Consider the following 16994-nt stretch of genomic DNA (forward strand, 5'->3'; position numbering starts at 1 on the left):
GGTGTGTGAATCGTCGCCCTGCCCTCGTGGTGACCGCCCTGTTCTCCGCCGCCGCACTCACCGCCGGGATGACCGCCGGGCCCGCGCTCGCCGCGCCGCCCGTGACGCCAGAGCACCCCTGGCAGTTCGACCACTGGCCGCAGCAGCAGCCGTGGCAGCAGACCCAGGCCGGCGGCGCACGTGTCGCCGCCGCCCACGCGGGGTTCCCGGACCCCATCGACCCGCAGAACTGGGTCAACCCCGACCACATGACCTGGGAGAAGGACTACAAGAAGGTGCCCGGCACCAACTGGGCCGACCCGTCGGTCCAGGGGTCCGAGCGGACCTTCAAGGGCGCGCTCGTCCTCCTGGACTACCCGAACCAGCCGTTCGTCGTGACACAGCCGCAGGGTTCGACCGTGTTCGCGAACCCCAGCAGCGAGGCGCACGACGTCCCCGAGGACCAGGTGGCGCAGTTCTACCAGGACTTCCTCAACAAGCCGAACGAACTCAACCGCGGCCACACCATCCACGAGTACTGGATGGAGGACTCCGGCGGCCGCTACGGCGTCGACCTCACCGCGTTCGGCCCGTACACCATGCCGGGCAAGGACCACGAGTACGCCATGGAGTTCCAGGAGGGCGCCGCCTGCCCGGCCGGGGACAGCTGCAACCGCAACATCCGCACCGACGGGCGGGCGGCGTGGGTCGCGGACCAGGGCGCCGAGGTGCCCGCGGGCTTCGACTTCGTGTTCTTCCTCTCCGCGGGCCAGGACGAGTCCTCGACCTGGCAGGAGTTCGGCATGATGAAGTTCGCGACGCCGGACGAGGTGACCGACGAGTTCGGGCCGCCGGACGACGCGCTGCCCAACTGGTCGCCGACCCGGTACGTGGACTGGACCTCATGGGCGTCAGGTTCGACCATCTGGCCCAACGCGGGCGGTGGTTCGTCGACCCAGGCCGAGAGCTCCGGCATGGGCGTGTACGCACACGAGTTCAGCCACATCCTCGGCATCGGCGACAACTACAACAACCCGTACGGCAACCCGCCGCGCCGCGCCTACACCGGCATCTGGGAGATGCTGTCCCGCGGCTCGTTCAACGGCCCCGGCGGCCCGCACAGCCGGTGGCTGATCCCGCCGACCGGCGGTGGCTCGATGGGCGCGCAGCACATGCTGCGGAACAAGATCAAGCTCGAGATGGTCGACGAGCAGAACGTGCTGCGGCTGTCCCGTGACGCGCTCGGCGACTCCGGCATGGTGATCGCGAAGATCACCGCGCGGACCGTCCAACCAGGACCGCAGGGGCTGTCCGGCGTGAACGTCCAGATGGAGGGCGGTGACCTCGCGCCACCGTGCGACACCAGCACCGACCCGTTCTGCGACGGCCGCGGCTACCAGAACTACACGGTCGAGGTCGTGGACCGGATGGGTGCCGACTCGTTCACGCCGGACGCGGGTGTGCTGCTCGCCAAGACGAAGAACGAGGACCGGGCGCCGTTCGAGTGGGTCATCGACGCCAACCCGCAGGACATCGGCATGACCGACTACGTCCTGCCGGACGGCACCGAGGTGCCCATCACGATCGGCGACTACCGGCAGCTGTCCGACGCGTTGTTCCACGCCGGCACGAACTCGGGCAGCGAGTACGAGTACGTCGACGAGGCCAACCGGCTGCACTTCTACGTGCTGGACGTCAAGCGCGACGAGCAGGGTCTGCTGTCCTACACGGTCGCGATCCGCTCGCTCGACGGCGCGGGACCGCAGAAGCGCGGCGTGCGGGTGCTGCCCACGTTCGGGCTCCCGGACCGTGCTGGCCTGGCCACCTGCGAGTTCCCCGTGTTCAACACCGGCAGGGCGGCCGCTCCCTCGGGGACGCACCCGGAGGACGTGTCCAAGTACGCCGGCGGTGACGTCTACCGTGTTTCGGCCACTGTGGACGGTCGCGGGTGGACGGTGTCGGTGCCGAACGCGCTCGCCACGGCGAACTTCGGCGAGTACGTCCAGGTGCCGGTGCACGCGAAGAAGAGCGGCAACGGCCCGGTCGTCACGCAGGTGAAGCTCACGGCGACGTCCGAGAGCAACCCGGCGAAGAAGGCGACGGCGAGCTGCACGGTGATCGGACGATGAGGGCGCGGGCGGCGCTGGCCGCACTTGTGGTGGCAGCCGCGGTCGTGGCCGCTCCGCCCGCCTCCGCGGCTGTGCCCGCTTCGGGGGACGCGACGGTCGTGCCGATCCAGGTGACCGGAGACCCGGCGAAGCGGTTCAACCTCGTCGTGATGGGTGACGGGTACACGGCGGCCGAGCTGCCGGAGTTCCGCGAGCACCTCGACAAGCACCTGAACGTGCTGTGGACCATCGAGCCGTTCAAGTCCTACCGCAGCTACGTCAACGTGTACGCGGTGGAGATCACCTCCGCCGAGTCCGGTGTGGACTGTGACCCGGGGCTGGCCTCCGGGACCGTGGACACGCCGCTGGGCATGGGTTTCTGGGGTGGCTGCAACCCGGGCAGCGTGCAGCGGCTGCTGACCGTCGACGGGACGGCCGCCAACCGGTACGCCGACCTGGTGGCGGGCGCGACCCGCGCCAACCGGCAGCTGCTGGCGCTGGGCAACAGCGACACGTACGGCGGCGCCGGTGGCGCGAACGCCACGGCGTCCGGCGGCAACGCCTTGTCCGCGCTGATCACCCCGCACGAGCTGGGCCACTCGCTCGGCGGACTGCAGGACGAGTACGACTACTACGCGCGCGGTGAGCGCGGCGAGCCGTACGAGGGCGGTGAGCCGTCGTCGTCGCACCACACTTTGCTGACCCCGCAGGACATGCTCGCCCAGCAGCGGAAGTGGTGGCGCTGGCTCGGTGCGGAGAGCGAGTCCGGCGGGCCGATCGGCCGGTACGAGGGCGGGCTGTACTCGGGCACGGGGGTGTGGCGACCTGCCGCGCACTCGATGATGAAGACGCTCGGCTACTACTTCGACCAGATCAGCCGCGAGCAGATGACGCAACGGATCTCGGCGAAGACCAACATCCTCGCGGACGGTGTGCCCACGTCGGCGCCGGTCGGTGCGGACCGCGTGCTGTGGGTCGAGACGATGTACCCGGTCTCGCACCGGCTCGACGTGACGTGGACCGTGGACGGCGCGCCGGTGGCCTCCGGTGCGCGTTCCCTCGACCTGGCCGGTGTGGGTCTGGCGCCAGGCGTGCACACGGTGCGGGTGACGGTCACCGACCCGACCGAGTTCGTGCGGGACCCGGCGATCCGGTCGTCGGCGGCGTTGACGCAGAGTCGCACGTGGACGGTCGACACCGCGCTGACCACCCCGGACGTGCCCGTGCCGGTCGAGTTCACGCAGTCGACGCCGACAACACACCCGGTCGGTGGCACCGATGTCGTGTACGCGGAGACCACGCACCCGACGTCGTCCGTGCCGGAGGTGGTGTGGCGCCTGGACGGTCGGGTGCTCGACACTCGCGACAAGTCGGTCGACCTCGAGCCGCTGGGGCTGGCCGGCACGCACACGCTGACCGCGACGGTCGGCTCCGATGTCCTCTCGTGGACGGTTGACGCGGTGGCGCCGGCTGCGTCCTACACGCTGTCGGAACCGTTGCTGTCCGGCGGTTCCGCGTATGTCTACAACGGACCGTTCACGATGGGTCTCGACGGTGCCGACGACACCCCGGGCTACGTCGTCCGCGAGTTCCGCACCGACGGCGACGGCTGGTTCAACTACTTCGGGTGGCCGACCGACCCGGACGCGCCGTTCCTGTTCACCCCGCAGGGCACGGAGATCGACGACCTGGTGTACGGAAAGCTGGGCACGCCGCGACTTTCCCCGTGGGACCAGGTGCCGACCAGCTATGGGACGCACACCATCGAGTACCGCGCCATCGACCCGAGCGGCAACATCGGCGGCGCGTCGTCCTTCGACGTGACGCTGCTGCCCGAGCCGCCCGCGTGCACGCGGACGATCACGGGACGGCACAACGGCCCGCTCGTGGTCCGCGACGGCGTGACGTGCCTCGACGGTGCGACGGTGGCCGGCCCCGTGACGGTGACGGGCGGCGCCCTGGTGGCGCGGTCCGCGACGGTCAACGGTCCGGTGACCGCGACGCGCGCGACGGCGGTCGCGCTGTTCCGCGGCACGGTGGGCGGGCCACTGACGATCACCGGCGCGACGGGCGTGGTCCAGGTGCTCGGCGGCGCGGTACGTGGTCCGGTGACGTTGACGGGGAACGGTGCGCCCGCTTTCGCCGGGGTGACGGTGTCGGGACCGCTGACCTGCACGGAGAACGCCACCGCACCGGACGACCTGCGCATTCCCAGCACGGTCCGCGGCCCGTCGACCGGCCAGTGCTGAACGACTGCTCTGCTGTCACCAAAACTGGTCCGCGTTCACGCCGCGTTCGTGCGGTAGCGTGCGGCCACCGCCGGGCAACCTTCCCGTTCTTCGGGGCGTCTTAGCGGTCAAGGTCGTTTGATCAGTTTGGGGGCCGCGTTGAAGTCTGTCCATGCTGGGTTACTGGTGGCCGTGCTCGCGGTGTCCGCGTGCAGCACCACGGAAGCGGCCGAGCCGCCGCCCGGGCTTGCCGAGCGGGGGACCGTCATGACGACGGTGTCGCCGACCAGGCAGGACCTCACCAACGCGGTCAGCCTCGGCGGCACCGTCACCATGAATCCCGTCTTCGGGATCGTCGCGCCGGTCGCCGGGCAGATGCGGTACCTCGACCTCGAGCAGCCCAAGACCACGCCGACCAAGCCGACGCGGATCGGGTCCGTCTGGGTGGACGGCGAGCCGCACCGGGTCGAGGTGCCTGCCGGGTCCGTGTTCGCCGGCCGGCTCGTCGACGACCGCGCCTCGGTCACCGTCGGGATGCCCGTCGCGTCCGCGAAGCTCGCCGGGTACGGGATCGTCGCCGAGATCAGCAGTGACAAGGCCTACCAGATCGCCGACGGGCTGACCGGGGTGCAGGCGCAGATCAAGAATGGACCCGGCCCGTTCCCCTGCGCTGTGCTCGGGACCATCGCCGCCCTGCCCGCCGGGACCGTGCCCGCGCCGGAGCCGCCACCCGCGCCGGAACCACCCGCCGAAGGGGAGAGCGCCCCGCCGCCCGCACCCGAGGCGCCGCAGGAGCAAGAAGAACTGCCGTCCGGGTCCGAGGCCTCCGGGTTGCGGCTCGTGTGCACCGCGCCGCCGGACACCAAGCTGATCAACGGTGCGGCCGTGACGTTGAAGATCGTCACGCAGACCGCGGCCAACGCGCTCGTCGTACCGGTCGAGGCCGTCGCGGGCGGGCAGGGCAAGGGACAGGTCGAGGTCGTGAACGGCGACGGGTCCACCAAGGTCGTCGAGATCGTGCTCGGGCTCACCGACGGAAAGGTCGTCGAGGTCAAGTCCGGGTTGACCGGGGAGGAGAAGCTCTCCGTGCCGGGCCCGAACCTGCCGCCCGCGCCGGAGGGTGACAACGGGATGCCGGGTGGCAAGTGAATGAGCCGCTGATCCGGGTCACCGGGCTGACGAAGACGTTGAAGGGGCAGGACGAGCCGCGCACGATCCTCGCCGGTGTCGACCTCACCCTCCACAGTGGAGAGAGCATCGCGGTGCTCGGGCGTTCGGGGTCCGGGAAGAGCACGCTGCTCTCGCTCATCGGGTTGTTCGACCGGCCCGACGGTGGGCAGTACCTGCTGGGAGAACGGGACATCACGCGCATCGCCGAGCGCAAGGCCGCGGCGCTGCGCAGCTCCGAGTTCGGGTTCGTGTTCCAGCGGTTCTTCCTGCTCAAGCATCTGACCGCCGCGCAGAACGTCGCGATGGCGCTCGTCAACGGGCAGGGGTGGCTGCCGCGCCGCAAGCGCAGGGCCAGGGCGATGGACGCGTTGGACCTGATGGGCATCGCGCACCTCGCGAAGCACAAGCCGCCACGGCTGTCCGGTGGTGAGCAGCAGCGGGTCGCGATCGCCCGCGCGCTCGTCCGGGAACCGAAGATCCTGCTCGCCGACGAACCGACCGGTGCGCTCGACACCGACACCGGCAACATCGTGGTGGAGGCGCTCCGCTCGGCGACCGACCGGGGCTGCGGGCTCATCCTCGTCACCCACGACCACGACCACGCCGCGAAGATGCAGCGGATGCTGCACCTCGACCACGGTGTGCTCGCGCCCGCGCCCACGGCGGTGCGGGCATGAACGGAGCTTGCGGAGTGAATCGTCGGGCACCGTGGTTGCTCGGAGCCTGCGAGGAGCAACCATGATGCGACTCTCCGGTCGGTTCCGGGCCGCGCTCATCATCGGCGGGCAGGGGATCCGGGCCCGCAAGCTGCGCACGTTCCTGTCGATGATCAGCCTGTTCCTCGGTGTGCTCGGCGTCGTCGCCGCGCAGGCGGGCCAGGTGATCGCGCACCGCGCGCTGGTCGCGTCGACCGAGCTGCAGATGGGGGTCGACGGCACGCAGCAGATCTACGTGCAGTCGGCCGAGAGCACCGGCTCGATCGTGATGGACACCGTCGCCGGGCGGGACGACGCGGTGGCGCTGCTGTCGACCAACGCGATCATCGGCGAACCTGACGTGCGTCCGGTCAACGAGGGCGGCGCGCCCCTGGACGGCAGCGGTGGCGGGTGGGGGCCCACCATGAACTGCGACCCGCAGGGCAACTGCGTGGATCCCAACGAGGGCAAGCCGTCCGGGCAGGCGATCGAGCTGCGGGTCGTGGCGCTGACCGGTGACGTGCGGCAGTTCCGGCCGTTGCGGCTCGAGTCCGGGCAGTGGCTCGACTTCGGTGGTGCGCCGTCGATGGCGCCGCGGCTCGTGCTGAACGAGGCCGCCGCCAAGGGTTTCGCGATGTACAACGTGCCCGCGGAGATGCGGTTCCAGGGCGCGACGGCCAACTCCACGCCCCGGTTCACCGGCGTGGTCGACGACGGTAACAGCAACCCGCAGGCCTACGTCCGGTCCGACGAGCTGCTGAACTGGATGCCGATCGACGTGCTCACCAACCCGATGTTCGGCACCCCCGAGCTGCTGGCGGCCCCGACCGCGACCGACTTCGTCGAGACGTTGCGCAAGAAGGTCGAGGCCCTCGGCGACGAGAACACGTTGTACATCAACACGATCAGCGCCGAGGACATGATGCCGGGCGAGATCCAGATGATGCGCTGGGTGTTCCTCGGGGTGTCGATCCTGGTGCTGCTGATCGGCGCCGCGGGCATCCTCAACGTGGGGCTGGCGACGGTCGGTGAGCGGATCGAGGAGTTCGCGCTGCGCAGAGCCGTCGGCACCCCGAGATTGCTGCTGGCGGGCATCGTGCTGGCGGAGACCCTGCTGACCGGACTGTTGACCGCGATGGCGGCGATCGGCGCCGGGATCGCCGGGCTCGCGGCCGCGGGCAAGCTGTTCGGCGACCGGCAACCGATGCTGCAGAACGTGACGTTCCCGTGGGAGGCGGGTGTCGCCGGGGTGGCGGCCGGTCTGATCGCGGGGGTGCTGGGCGGTCTGGTCCCGGCGGCGCGTGCGGCCCGGATCCCGATCGCGACCGTCATGCGTGCCTGAGGTCGTACTCCTGCCTGACCTTCTTCGGCACGCACATGCGCCACGCGTCGGTGACCAGCTCCCGCAGCTCCTCGTGGTCGAGCACGGCGAGGTCCACGTGGATCCAGTTGTAGCGCTGGTCGCCGACGCCCGGCAGGGAGAACTTGTCCGGCTCGGCGGCGATCGCGGCGTCCCGCTCCTCCTTGGGGAAACCGCAGCCCATGGTCAGCTCGTCCCGTGACAGCGCCACGTACACGATCTGCCCGACGTTGAACTTCACCCGGTCCCGCACGAGCCGCTCGACGGTCCTCGGCAGCTCCAGCGCGATCGCACGCACGTCGTCCGCGGTCACCATGCCGACCATCATCCACCATGCGATGGCACGACGCGGTCGTCCTGCCCGCCGCACCCGCCGCCCCTTCTGCCGCCAACGCGCCTTTCACAGCAATCACGCACAACCCGGCCCCCGCCAAAGCGGGGGTCAAGCCGCGCGGGCAAAGCGGAAGAGGGCAAAGCCCAAGCACTCAAACGGCGGGGAGAGCCACCACAAGGAGGCCCGGGGAACGCGACGTTCCCCGGGCCACCAGTCCGCAATGGACTCTCTGTCAGCCCTGTTCGTAGTCCCGCGCGACGCGCAGCAGCTCGACCAGGCCCTCGGCGTACTCCTGCGACTCGGCGTGGGCCTCGGCGTACGGCGGCTGGAAGCCGACGCCCTCCCACTGGCCCGTCGAGGCGTTCCAGCGGTCGTTGCCGACTTCGAAGTCCCACGCGAAGATGCCCAGCTCGTAGTACAGCTGGTCGGCCGAGTTGCCCGCGGCCGAGTACAGGACGTCCGCGACCGGACCCGTGCGGGACGGCCAGGTCACCGTGCCGCGGTGCGCCGCGATGGCGCCCACGATCCGCTTCGCCGACGTCTGGAACATCGCCGCTTCCTCCGCGGACGGCCGCGGCAGCGTCACGCGGCCCGGCATGGCGTAGGCACCCGGCGGCCACATGAAGTACCCGCCGTAGCTGTGCACGTTCATCGCGAACCGGATGTTGTCGTGCGCCTTCGCCAGCTCGACGACGTTCGCGGCCTCCGCCTCGGACAGCTCGGCCGTGCCCGCGTACGTCCCGGAGAGACAGTTCGTCGCGGACGCGCCGACGTACCCGTCGAACACGGACCCGACCGTGTAGTTGCGGTTGACGTCGACGCCCCACGAGTCGGCGTTCCTCGGGTCACGCTGTGTTCCGGTGCAGTGGTTGACCATGTTCTTGCGCTGGAAGTTGGCGTCGTTGAACGCGTAGTTCGCGCCGTCCGGGTTGACCACCGGGATCACGAACACCTCGACGTCCGAGAGCAGTTGCCGGGTGGCCGCGTCGGTCGCGTAGTTGGCGAGCAGCCGCTCCGCGAACTCGAGCGTCACCAGCGGCGTCGCCCACTCCCGCGCGTGCTCCTGCGAGTAGGCCAGCACACCGATCCGCGAACCGTCGCGGTGCACGCCGATCCGCAGTGCCTGCACGGTCCACGGCTTGTGCGACACCGAACCGTCGAGCCCGTCGTCCATGGTCGCCGGCCCGGCCACAGGCATGACCTTGCCTGCCGAGCCGTCCTCGACGAACGCGCTGAACCGCTGCGGGAAGCGGGCCGTGATCAGCGCCGCGATCTGGTCGGTCGTGGAGATGACGGCGCCGGTCGCGTCGGTCGCGAGCGACACGGTCAGCACCCGGTCGCGCCACGTGGCCTGCGCTGGCCGGTTCGGCTTGCCGGGGTGCACCGACTTGACCTGCCAGCCGTTCGGGCCCTGGTCGCCGAACTGCCTGGACTCCACGACGACCGCGGCGGTGGCCGGGTCACCCAGGTAGGCGGTGGCGGTGCGCCGGTAGCCCTGCGTCTTGTTCGGCAGGTCCACCACCTCGACGAGGTCCGGGTACTGCCGCCCGAGGCGCGCGATCCTCGCCTTGATGTCGGTCGGCGTCATGTAGGCGTCGATGAAGTCCTTCTGGTACCCGCTCGGCAGCTCCGGCGGGGTCGCGCCCGGCCAGGCGGTCGGCGTGATCGCCCTGGACACCCCGCCGAGGCTGGACGTCGCGGTCACCTTCACCGGTTTCGCGGGCAGCACCCGCGGTTCGGCGACGTGGTACTGGTACTCGCCGGCGTCCTCGAAGCGCTGCAACGGGAACGTGCCCGTGGCACCGTTCTCCGCGGTCCACGCGACGGTGATCTCGACGTCCGGGTCGGCGATCGCCGTGGTCGCGACGAGCGTCTGCAGGAACGTGGTGCCCTCGGAGGTCCACCAGTTGGCGGACAGGACGTGCAGGGTGTCGGCCGCGACGCGCTGACCGGCCCGCTGCGACTGGCTGTAGCGCGCGGTGCCGTCGCCCTCGCGCTGGATCACCTGCACCGTACGGACCCCGCGGGCGGTCAGCTCGTCGAGCTGTCTGCCCGTGAGCACGAGGTCTGCCACCAGCTTGTCCGGCCTGGCCGCGACGTCGACGCCGCTCGCGACCAGTTCGTCGAACATCGACTCGGCCGGCAACTGCACCCGGACGAGCGCCAGGTCGTCGGCGGACACCGGCGCGGGCGCGGCGGTGGCGGTGTTCGAGATCCCTGCGGTGACTGTGGAAACCAAGAGCACGGCGGCGGTCGCAAGACCCCATCCGCGTTTGGACATGACGCCTCCCAGACAGGTGGAGTGACTGCGTGAATCATTCACCACGGTGTCGGCGAGTCAAGGGATCAGATCAAAAATACAAACCTGTCACCGTGTTGGCGTATGCCCGGACGAGCGGCGGGACGGTGTACCGGTCCGCGCCGCTCGGCGTCACGAGGTGCCGGGTGACCAGCTGGTCCAGGCCTGGGCTCGGCGCGAGGATCTCCCGCTGCGCCAACAACACCAGCGTCTCGCGTGGCAGGTCGGCGCACGACAGGTCCAGCGCGGCGCGCAGCCCGACCGTCGGATCGCCCGCGACCGACAGCTCCGCGAGCACGTCGCCGGCGCGCAGCGCGTCCACGAGGTCGCCGACGGTCTGCTGCGGTCGCGCGGACAGGTTCGCCGCCGCGATCCGCAGCGCGAGCGGCAGGTGGTCGCACAGCACGGCCAGCTCGGCGAACCCCACGTCCGGCGGGCCGAGCACGGCCGACAGCAGCTCGGTGGCGTCGTCGGGGCGCAGCGGGCCGAGCGTCACCCGGTGCACGCCGTGGGTCGCGACGAGCCCGCGCATGTCGTCGCGGCTCGTGACCAGCACCTCGGCCGGTGACGGGCCGGGCAGCAGCGGCCGCACGTGGTCGGGGTCGCGCGCGTTGTCCAGCACCACCAGCATCTCGCGGTCCGCGAGCGTGGTCCGGTAGACCGCGGCGCGCTCGTCCTCGCCGTCGGGCACCGGCACGCCGAGCGCCTGCAGGAACCGGGCGAGCACGTCCGCGGGCGCGAGCGCCGGCCGCCGGTCGAACCCGCGGAGGTCGGCGTAGAGCTGGCCGTCGGGGAAGCGGTCCGCGGCGAGCGCGCCCCAGTGCAGCGCCAGCGCGGTCTTGCCGACCCCGGCGCCGCCGACCACCGCCGTGGTCCCGCCACCGAGCTGCGACAGCTCCACCGCCCGGCCGACGAACCCGGGCGCGACCGGCAGCTGCCGCGGCACGATCCGCTCCGCGGGCGCGAGGATCTGCTGGTGCAGGCGGCGCAGCTCGGCGCTCGGCTCCTCACCCAGCTCGGTCACCCACGTCTGCCGCACCCGCTGGAACGTCGCGAGCGCCTCGGCCTGCCTGCCGGTGCGGTGCAGCGCGGTCATCAGCTGCCGCCACGGCCGTTCCCGCAACGGGTGCACCTCGACCTGCTGGATCAGCTCGGCCACCACCGTCTCGTGCCGCCCGCACGCCAGCTCGGCGTCGACCGCGGTCTCCCACGTGTCGAGCCACCGTTCGGTGAGCCGCGCCGCGGCCGCCGCGACCAGCTCGGTCGCCGGCACGTCGGACAGCGGGTTGCCGCGCCACAGGCCGAGCCCGCGCCGCAGCAGGTCGGCCGCCGACTCCGGGTCGCCGCCCCGCAGGGCGGCCAGCCCGCGCCGGGTCAGGTCCTCGAACTTGCCGACGTCGAGCTGGTCCTCGGTGACGTCGAGGCGGTAGCCGTGCCCGTCGGTGACGAGGACCAGCCCCTGCTCGTCCCCCATGGCGCGGCGCAGCCACATGACGTTCTGGTGCACCTGCGTGGTCGCGCTGTCCGGTGGCCGGGTGCCCCACAGCTCGTGCACGAGCTGGTCGACCCGCACGGTCTCCCCTGCGCGGACCAGCAGCGCGGCGAGCAGCGCACGGCGTTTCGTGGAACCGATCGTGGTCCAGTCGGACTCGGCGCTGTCGGTGGAGACGGCCAGTTCGAGCGGCCCGAGCAGGCGGAAGCGGAGCTCAGCCCGCATGGCTCGGCACGGTGGTCAGTGAGTCCATGATGGACAGTGCCTGTGCGGCACCGGGGTGGTGGCCGGCCCGTTCGCACGCGGCGAGCGCCGCCGCGGCGAACCGGGCCGCGTCGGGGCGTCTGCCGAGGGCGGCCGCGGCGGACGCGAGCACGGTCAGCGCCCTGCCTTCCCACAGCAGCAGGCCGCTCGCGCGGGCGGCGGCCACCGCGGTGCGCGCCCACACCTCGGCGGTCCCCGGCTCGCCGCTGCGGACGTGCAGCTCGGCCAGGCCCAGCAGCGCGTCCATGCGCCCGGTCAGGTACCCGGACGTGCTGGCCGAGCCCAGTGCCTCGGTGTAGCAGCGGCGGGCGGCCGCGTGCTGGCCGAGGCCAACGTTGGCGTCGCCGAGGACGGTGAGCGCGTCCACCCGCAGCTGGTGCTCGCCACCGGCGCGGACCAGGGCCAGCGCGCGCTCGGCGTAGTCGCGGGCGGTGGTGTGCCTGCCCGCGTCGCGGTGGTGCGCCGCGATCCTGCGCAGCACGCCGGACTGCGCCGCCTCCCAGCCGATGCCGGCCCCCAGTGCCAGCGCGGACGTGTGTTCCTTCAGCGCCGACGGCTGCCCGATCAGCTGCCTCGCCCACGCCAGCGCGTCGGCCACCAGGCACTGCGCGCGCAGGTCACCGACCTCGACGCACAGCGCCAGCGCCCGCTCCTGGTGCTCGATCGACTCCGCGAGCAGGCCCTGGTTCTGCATGGCCAGCCCGATGTCGTGCAGTTCCCGGGCCTCGCCTGCGCGGAACCCGACGGCCCGGTCGATCCCGAGGGCCTCGGTCAGCACCTCGCGTCCCGCGTCCGGCCTGCCCATGCCGATCTCGGCGCGGCCGACCCCGTTCAGGCCCGTCGACTCGCCCTCGTGCCAGCCTGCCTGGTGCGCCAGGGTCCGCGCGTGGGAGTAGCGGGTCTTCGCGTCGCCGTACCGGCCCTCGCTCCACGCGAGCCTGCCGAGCGAGATCTCCATGGCCGCCTCGCCGACCAGCGACCGCTCGGCGACCGCGGCCGCGAGCCCGGCCCGCGCCGCGGCGGCCCAGTCGGTCCTGGGGGAGCGCATCGCCAGGTAGGCGCGCAGCGCGTCGACGATCCGCCACCCGCCGACCGCGACGAGGTTCGCGCGTTCCGCGTCCAGCCACAGCAGTGCCGCGGCGTGGTCGGCGAACGGCACCACCGGCGCCGTGACCGGCGCGGTCGGGGCCAGGGCCATGCCAGGGCTGACCAGAGTCGCCGCGTGCCGTGCGGTCGCGAGGTAGTGGTCGGCCAGCCTGCGCGTCGCCGCCGGGTCGTCGGGTGCCAGCTCGAGCGCGTACCTGCGCAGCAGGTCGTGGCAGGTGAACCGGCCGCCGCCGGCGGGCTCGACCATGTGCGCGGCGGCGAGGCGGTCCAGCACGGCCGCGGCCGAGGACACCGGCAGGTCGCCGAGCGCGGCGACCGCGTGGGCGCTGAACTCGTGGCCCGGGGTGAGGCCGAGCAGCCGGAACACGTGCCGCGCCACCTCGGGCAGTGCCCGGTAGGAGGCGTCGAACGCGGCGCGGACCGCGGCCCGCCGGTGGGCGAACCCGTCGAGGTCGCCGGACCGCAGCGCCGCCACCAGAGCGGAGACCGGGGTGCGCGCGGCGAGCTTGCGTGCCGCGATCCGCAACGCGAGCGGCAGGTGCCCGCACAACGCGGCCAGCTCCGCCACGTCCGCCAGCGGGCCGCCGAGCAGCGCGACCGCGGCGGCAGGCTCGAGGACGGGAAGGCGCAGCAGGTGCGCGCCATGGGTCGCGGTGAGGCCGCGCAGGTCGTCCCTGCTGGTCACGACCACCATGCACCGCGAAGGGCCGGGCAGCAGCGGCCGGACCTGGTCGGCGTCGCGGGCGTTGTCGAGCACGATCAGCACCCGCGCGCCGGAGAGCCGCGACCGGTAGAGCGCGGCCCGCGAGTCCTCGTCGGCGGGCACCGCGTCCGCGGGCACACCCAGTGCCTGCAGGAACGTCGCGAGCACGGCGGCGGGGGCGGCGGGTTCGCCGGACCCGTAGCCCTCGAGGTCGGCGTAGAGCCGCCCGTCCGGGTACCGGTCCTTGGCCTTGCCCGCCCAGTGCCGCACGAACGCGGTCTTGCCGATGCCGGCGGGCCCGGTGACGGCGGTGACGACCGGCCCGTCGGCCTCGGCGAGCGTGTCCAGGGCGGCCAGCTCGGCGGCGCGCCCGACCAGCTTGGGGGCGTTCGGGACCAGGTGGGGGCGTGGTCTTCGCAGGTCGTCGTACAGCCTGCGCACCTCGAGACCGGGTTCGATGCCGCTGTGGTCGACCAGCAGCGAGCGCAGGCGCTGGTAGGCGGAGACGGCGTCGTCGCGGCGGCCGGCGCGGTCGAGGGCGAGCATCAGCTGGCGCCACGGCCGCTCCCGCAGGGGGTGCGCCTCGACGTGGCGGGCGATCTCCTCGATGAGGCCCGCGTGCCTGCCGAGTGCCAGGTCGGCCTCCACCCGGGACTCCCACGTGAGGTGCCAATCCTCGGACAGCCGCCTGCGAAGCCCACTGACCAGCGGAGACGCGGGCACGTCCGCCAGCACCGGGCCCTGCCACAGTGCGAGCGCACCACCGAGCAGCTCGGCCGCGTGCTCGGCGTCGCCGTCCCGCAGCGCCTCCCGGCCCTCGGCGGACAGGCGCGCGAACACCCGGGTGTCGAGCTCCTCGTCCTCGACGACCAGCCGGTAACCGGGGCCGGTCGTGAGCAGCGACCGCGCGCGGACCTCCCCGAGCACCCGGCGGATCCGCAGGATGTACCCGTGGATCTGGGTGGGTGCGCTCCTCGGTGGACGGTCGCCCCACAGCTCGAACAGCAGCTGGTCGACGGTGAGCACGTCGCCGGCGCGGATCAGCAGCGCGGCGAGCAGGGCACGGGGCTTGGGGGCCGCGATGGCCTGCCAGTGGACACCGTCGTGCGCGGCGACGTTGCCCAGCATCCGGTAGCGCACTGGCAGACCTCCGTCCCTCACCTTGATGACACCTGAGAGCTCCGTTTGGTTGCCATGGTCCATAAGGTTCTTTCCATGACTGGGAGCGTCGGGCAGTTCACCAAGGTCGACGACACGGCGGACGCGTCGTGGTTCATCAGGTTCATGGACGTCGCGAACGCCGTCCCCGAGTATGGCTCGATTCGTTCTTCGCTGGTCAGGGCTTTAGGTCCCTTGACCGGCCGGTCCGTGTTGGACGTCGGGTGCGGTACCGGGGACGACGCGCGGGAGCTGGCGTCGCTCGGGGCCGAGGTCGTGGCCACCGACATCAGCGACGCGATGCTGGCGGAGGCCCGCCGCCGGGGTGGCGCCGTGTCGTTCAGGTCCGCCGACGTGCATGCCCTGCCGTTCCCCGCCGCCTCGTTCGACGGGGTGCGGGTGAAGCTGGTCCGGCAGCACAGCCCGGCTGTGGACGCCGCTGACGACGAACTGGTGCGGGTGCTGCGGCCTGGCGGGCGGCTCGCGGTGTTCGACTACGACTTCGAGACGTTGGCCCTTGATCATCCGGACCGGGGTGCCACCCGGGCGGTCGTCCGGCACTGGGTGGACAACCACCGCGAGGGGTGGAGCGGCCGTCAGCTCCGGCGGCGGTTCGCCCAGCGGGGGCTGACGGACATCTCGATCACGCCGCACACGGTGCAGATGCCGTTCGGGTTCTTCCGCAGCTCGATGGAGGGGACGCTGGCCGCGGCCGCTGCCTCGGGCGCGGTTGACGTCGACCCGGTCGAGTGGTGGCGGCCGTTGGAAGAAGCCGAGGCTGACGGGCATTTCTTCGCCGGGTTGACGGGATACGTCCTGGGCGCCACCCGCTGAGTTGTCCACAGGACCGGCTTCGCGGGGCCGCACGGCGTGCGTGCGCGGACACCCGGTGCGATGAAGGGGTCCTTCGTCGCGCTCAACGTGATGAAGGACCCCTTCATCGTGCCCGGCGTGATGAAGGACCCCTTCGTTGTGCTCACCGTGATGAAGGGGCCCTTCATGACATCCGGCCACGTCCCGCCCCGGATCAGCGACGTCGAAGCGACGCGTCCGCCAGCGACGGCGGCGTGTAGTAGCTGTCCGCCCGGTTGAGGTCCGTGCCCGGCGGCACGATCTCGTCGATCCGGTCCAGCACGTCCGCCGGCAGCACCGTCTCCGCGCCGGACAGGAGCGACTCCAGCTGGTCCATGGTCCGCGGCCCGATGATCACCGACGTCACCGCCGGGTGCGCCAGCACGAAGCCCACCGCCAGGTGGGGCAGCGTCAGGCCGGCGTCCGCGGCCAGCTTCGACAGCTCCCCGACCGCTGCCAGCTTCGCCGCGTTGGCGGCCAGGGCCGGGTCGAACTTGTGGGCCTCCGTCTCCACGCGGCCACCGTCACGCGAAGTGACGTCCGACGCCGAGGAGTACCGGCCCGACAGCCAGCCCGCCGACAGCGGGCCCCACGTCAGTACGCCCATGCCGTAGCGCTGAGCGGTGGGCAGCACCGCCGCCTCCACGCTGCGCGCCAGCATCGAGTACGGCGGCTGCTCGGTCCTGAACCGGACGTGCCCGCGCTTCTCCGACACCCACTGCGCCTCGACGATCTGTTCCGCCGGGAACGTGGAGCTGCCGACCGCCCGCACCTTGCCGGAGCGGACCAGGTCGGACAGCACCGCCAGGGTCTCGTCGATGTCGGTCGACGGGTCCGGGCGGTGGATCTGGTACAGGTCGATGTGGTCTGTCCTGAGCCGCCGGAGGCTGTTCTCCACCTCGCGGGTGATCCAGCGGCGGGAGTTGCCGCCGTGGTTGGCGTCGTCGCCCATCGAGCCGTGCGTCTTCGTGGCCAGGACCACGTCGTCGCGGCGGCCCTGCAGAGCCTTGCCGACGATCTCCTCCGACTCACCCGCCGAGTAGATGTCCGCCGTGTCGACGAAGTTGATGCCCGCGTCCAGGGCGCGGTGGATGATCCGCACGCTGTCGTCGTGATCGGGATTGCCGATCTTGCCGAACATCATCGCGCCGAGGGCGTACTCGCTCACCGAGATACCCGTGCCCCCGAGAGTCCTGCGCTTCATGAAACCTCCTGTGGTCCAACGACATCCACTCTGCTGTGCGC

General features: G+C 71.8%; 11 protein-coding genes. 6 read left to right on the plus strand and 5 right to left on the minus strand.

The window, feature by feature from the left end; translation table 11 throughout:
• The first annotated feature begins 5 nt into the window (after positions 1–5).
• The 5 genes from FHR82_RS02880 (at position 6) to FHR82_RS02900 (ending at position 7522) form a co-directional block, all read left to right on the plus strand.
• Complete coding sequence (locus FHR82_RS02880) at positions 6–2108, plus strand: M6 family metalloprotease domain-containing protein (RefSeq protein WP_376706383.1); 2103 nt, start codon at positions 6–8, stop codon at positions 2106–2108.
• Entirely contained in the window at positions 2105–4336 is a 2232-nt protein-coding gene (locus tag FHR82_RS02885; protein WP_184808631.1) for a M64 family metallopeptidase, read from the plus strand. The genes FHR82_RS02880 and FHR82_RS02885 overlap by 4 nt, the downstream gene beginning before the upstream one ends.
• A 165-nt stretch (positions 4337–4501) precedes the next feature.
• Positions 4502–5464, plus strand: a complete 963-nt coding sequence (locus FHR82_RS02890; protein ID WP_311770841.1) for an efflux RND transporter periplasmic adaptor subunit — start codon at positions 4502–4504, stop codon at positions 5462–5464.
• Entirely contained in the window at positions 5461–6162 is a 702-nt protein-coding gene (locus FHR82_RS02895; RefSeq protein ID WP_184808633.1) for an ABC transporter ATP-binding protein, read from the plus strand. The genes FHR82_RS02890 and FHR82_RS02895 overlap by 4 nt, the downstream gene beginning before the upstream one ends.
• Before the next feature lie 61 nt (positions 6163–6223).
• On the plus strand, positions 6224–7522 hold the full coding sequence (locus FHR82_RS02900; RefSeq protein ID WP_184808634.1) for an ABC transporter permease: 1299 nt from the start codon (positions 6224–6226) through the stop codon (positions 7520–7522).
• Here FHR82_RS02900 and FHR82_RS02905 read toward each other — a convergent pair.
• The 4 genes from FHR82_RS02905 to FHR82_RS02920 all read right to left on the minus strand — a co-directional run bounded on the left by FHR82_RS02905 (position 7509) and on the right by FHR82_RS02920 (position 14900).
• Positions 7509–7856 carry an MmcQ/YjbR family DNA-binding protein gene (locus tag FHR82_RS02905; RefSeq protein WP_184808635.1) on the minus strand — a complete coding sequence of 116 codons (348 nt, stop codon included), beginning with the start codon at positions 7854–7856 and terminating at the stop codon, positions 7509–7511. The genes FHR82_RS02900 and FHR82_RS02905 overlap by 14 nt on opposite strands.
• Before the next feature lie 250 nt (positions 7857–8106).
• Positions 8107–10155 carry a M14 family zinc carboxypeptidase gene (locus tag FHR82_RS02910; RefSeq protein WP_184808636.1) on the minus strand — a complete coding sequence of 683 codons (2049 nt, stop codon included), beginning with the start codon at positions 10153–10155 and terminating at the stop codon, positions 8107–8109.
• A 70-nt stretch (positions 10156–10225) separates the two neighbouring features.
• Positions 10226–11890 carry an AfsR/SARP family transcriptional regulator gene (locus FHR82_RS02915; protein ID WP_184808637.1) on the minus strand — a complete coding sequence of 555 codons (1665 nt, stop codon included), beginning with the start codon at positions 11888–11890 and terminating at the stop codon, positions 10226–10228.
• A complete protein-coding gene (locus tag FHR82_RS02920; RefSeq protein ID WP_184808638.1) occupies positions 11880–14900 on the minus strand; it encodes an AfsR/SARP family transcriptional regulator in 3021 nt (1006 codons plus the stop codon). The genes FHR82_RS02915 and FHR82_RS02920 overlap by 11 nt, the downstream gene beginning before the upstream one ends.
• A 54-nt stretch (positions 14901–14954) precedes the next feature.
• On the opposite strand from FHR82_RS02920, the gene FHR82_RS02925 reads away from it, so the two are divergent.
• Entirely contained in the window at positions 14955–15731 is a 777-nt protein-coding gene (locus FHR82_RS02925) for a methyltransferase domain-containing protein (protein ID WP_225943966.1), read from the plus strand.
• 193 nt (positions 15732–15924) lie between these two features.
• Here the strand turns inward: FHR82_RS02925 and FHR82_RS02930 are convergent, their stop codons facing one another.
• Complete coding sequence (locus FHR82_RS02930) at positions 15925–16953, minus strand: aldo/keto reductase (RefSeq protein ID WP_184808640.1); 1029 nt, start codon at positions 16951–16953, stop codon at positions 15925–15927.
• Positions 16954–16994 lie beyond the last annotated feature (41 nt).

The sequence above is a fragment of the Actinophytocola algeriensis genome (genome assembly GCF_014203735.1).
Classification (GTDB): Bacteria; Actinomycetota; Actinomycetes; order Mycobacteriales; family Pseudonocardiaceae; genus Actinophytocola; species Actinophytocola algeriensis.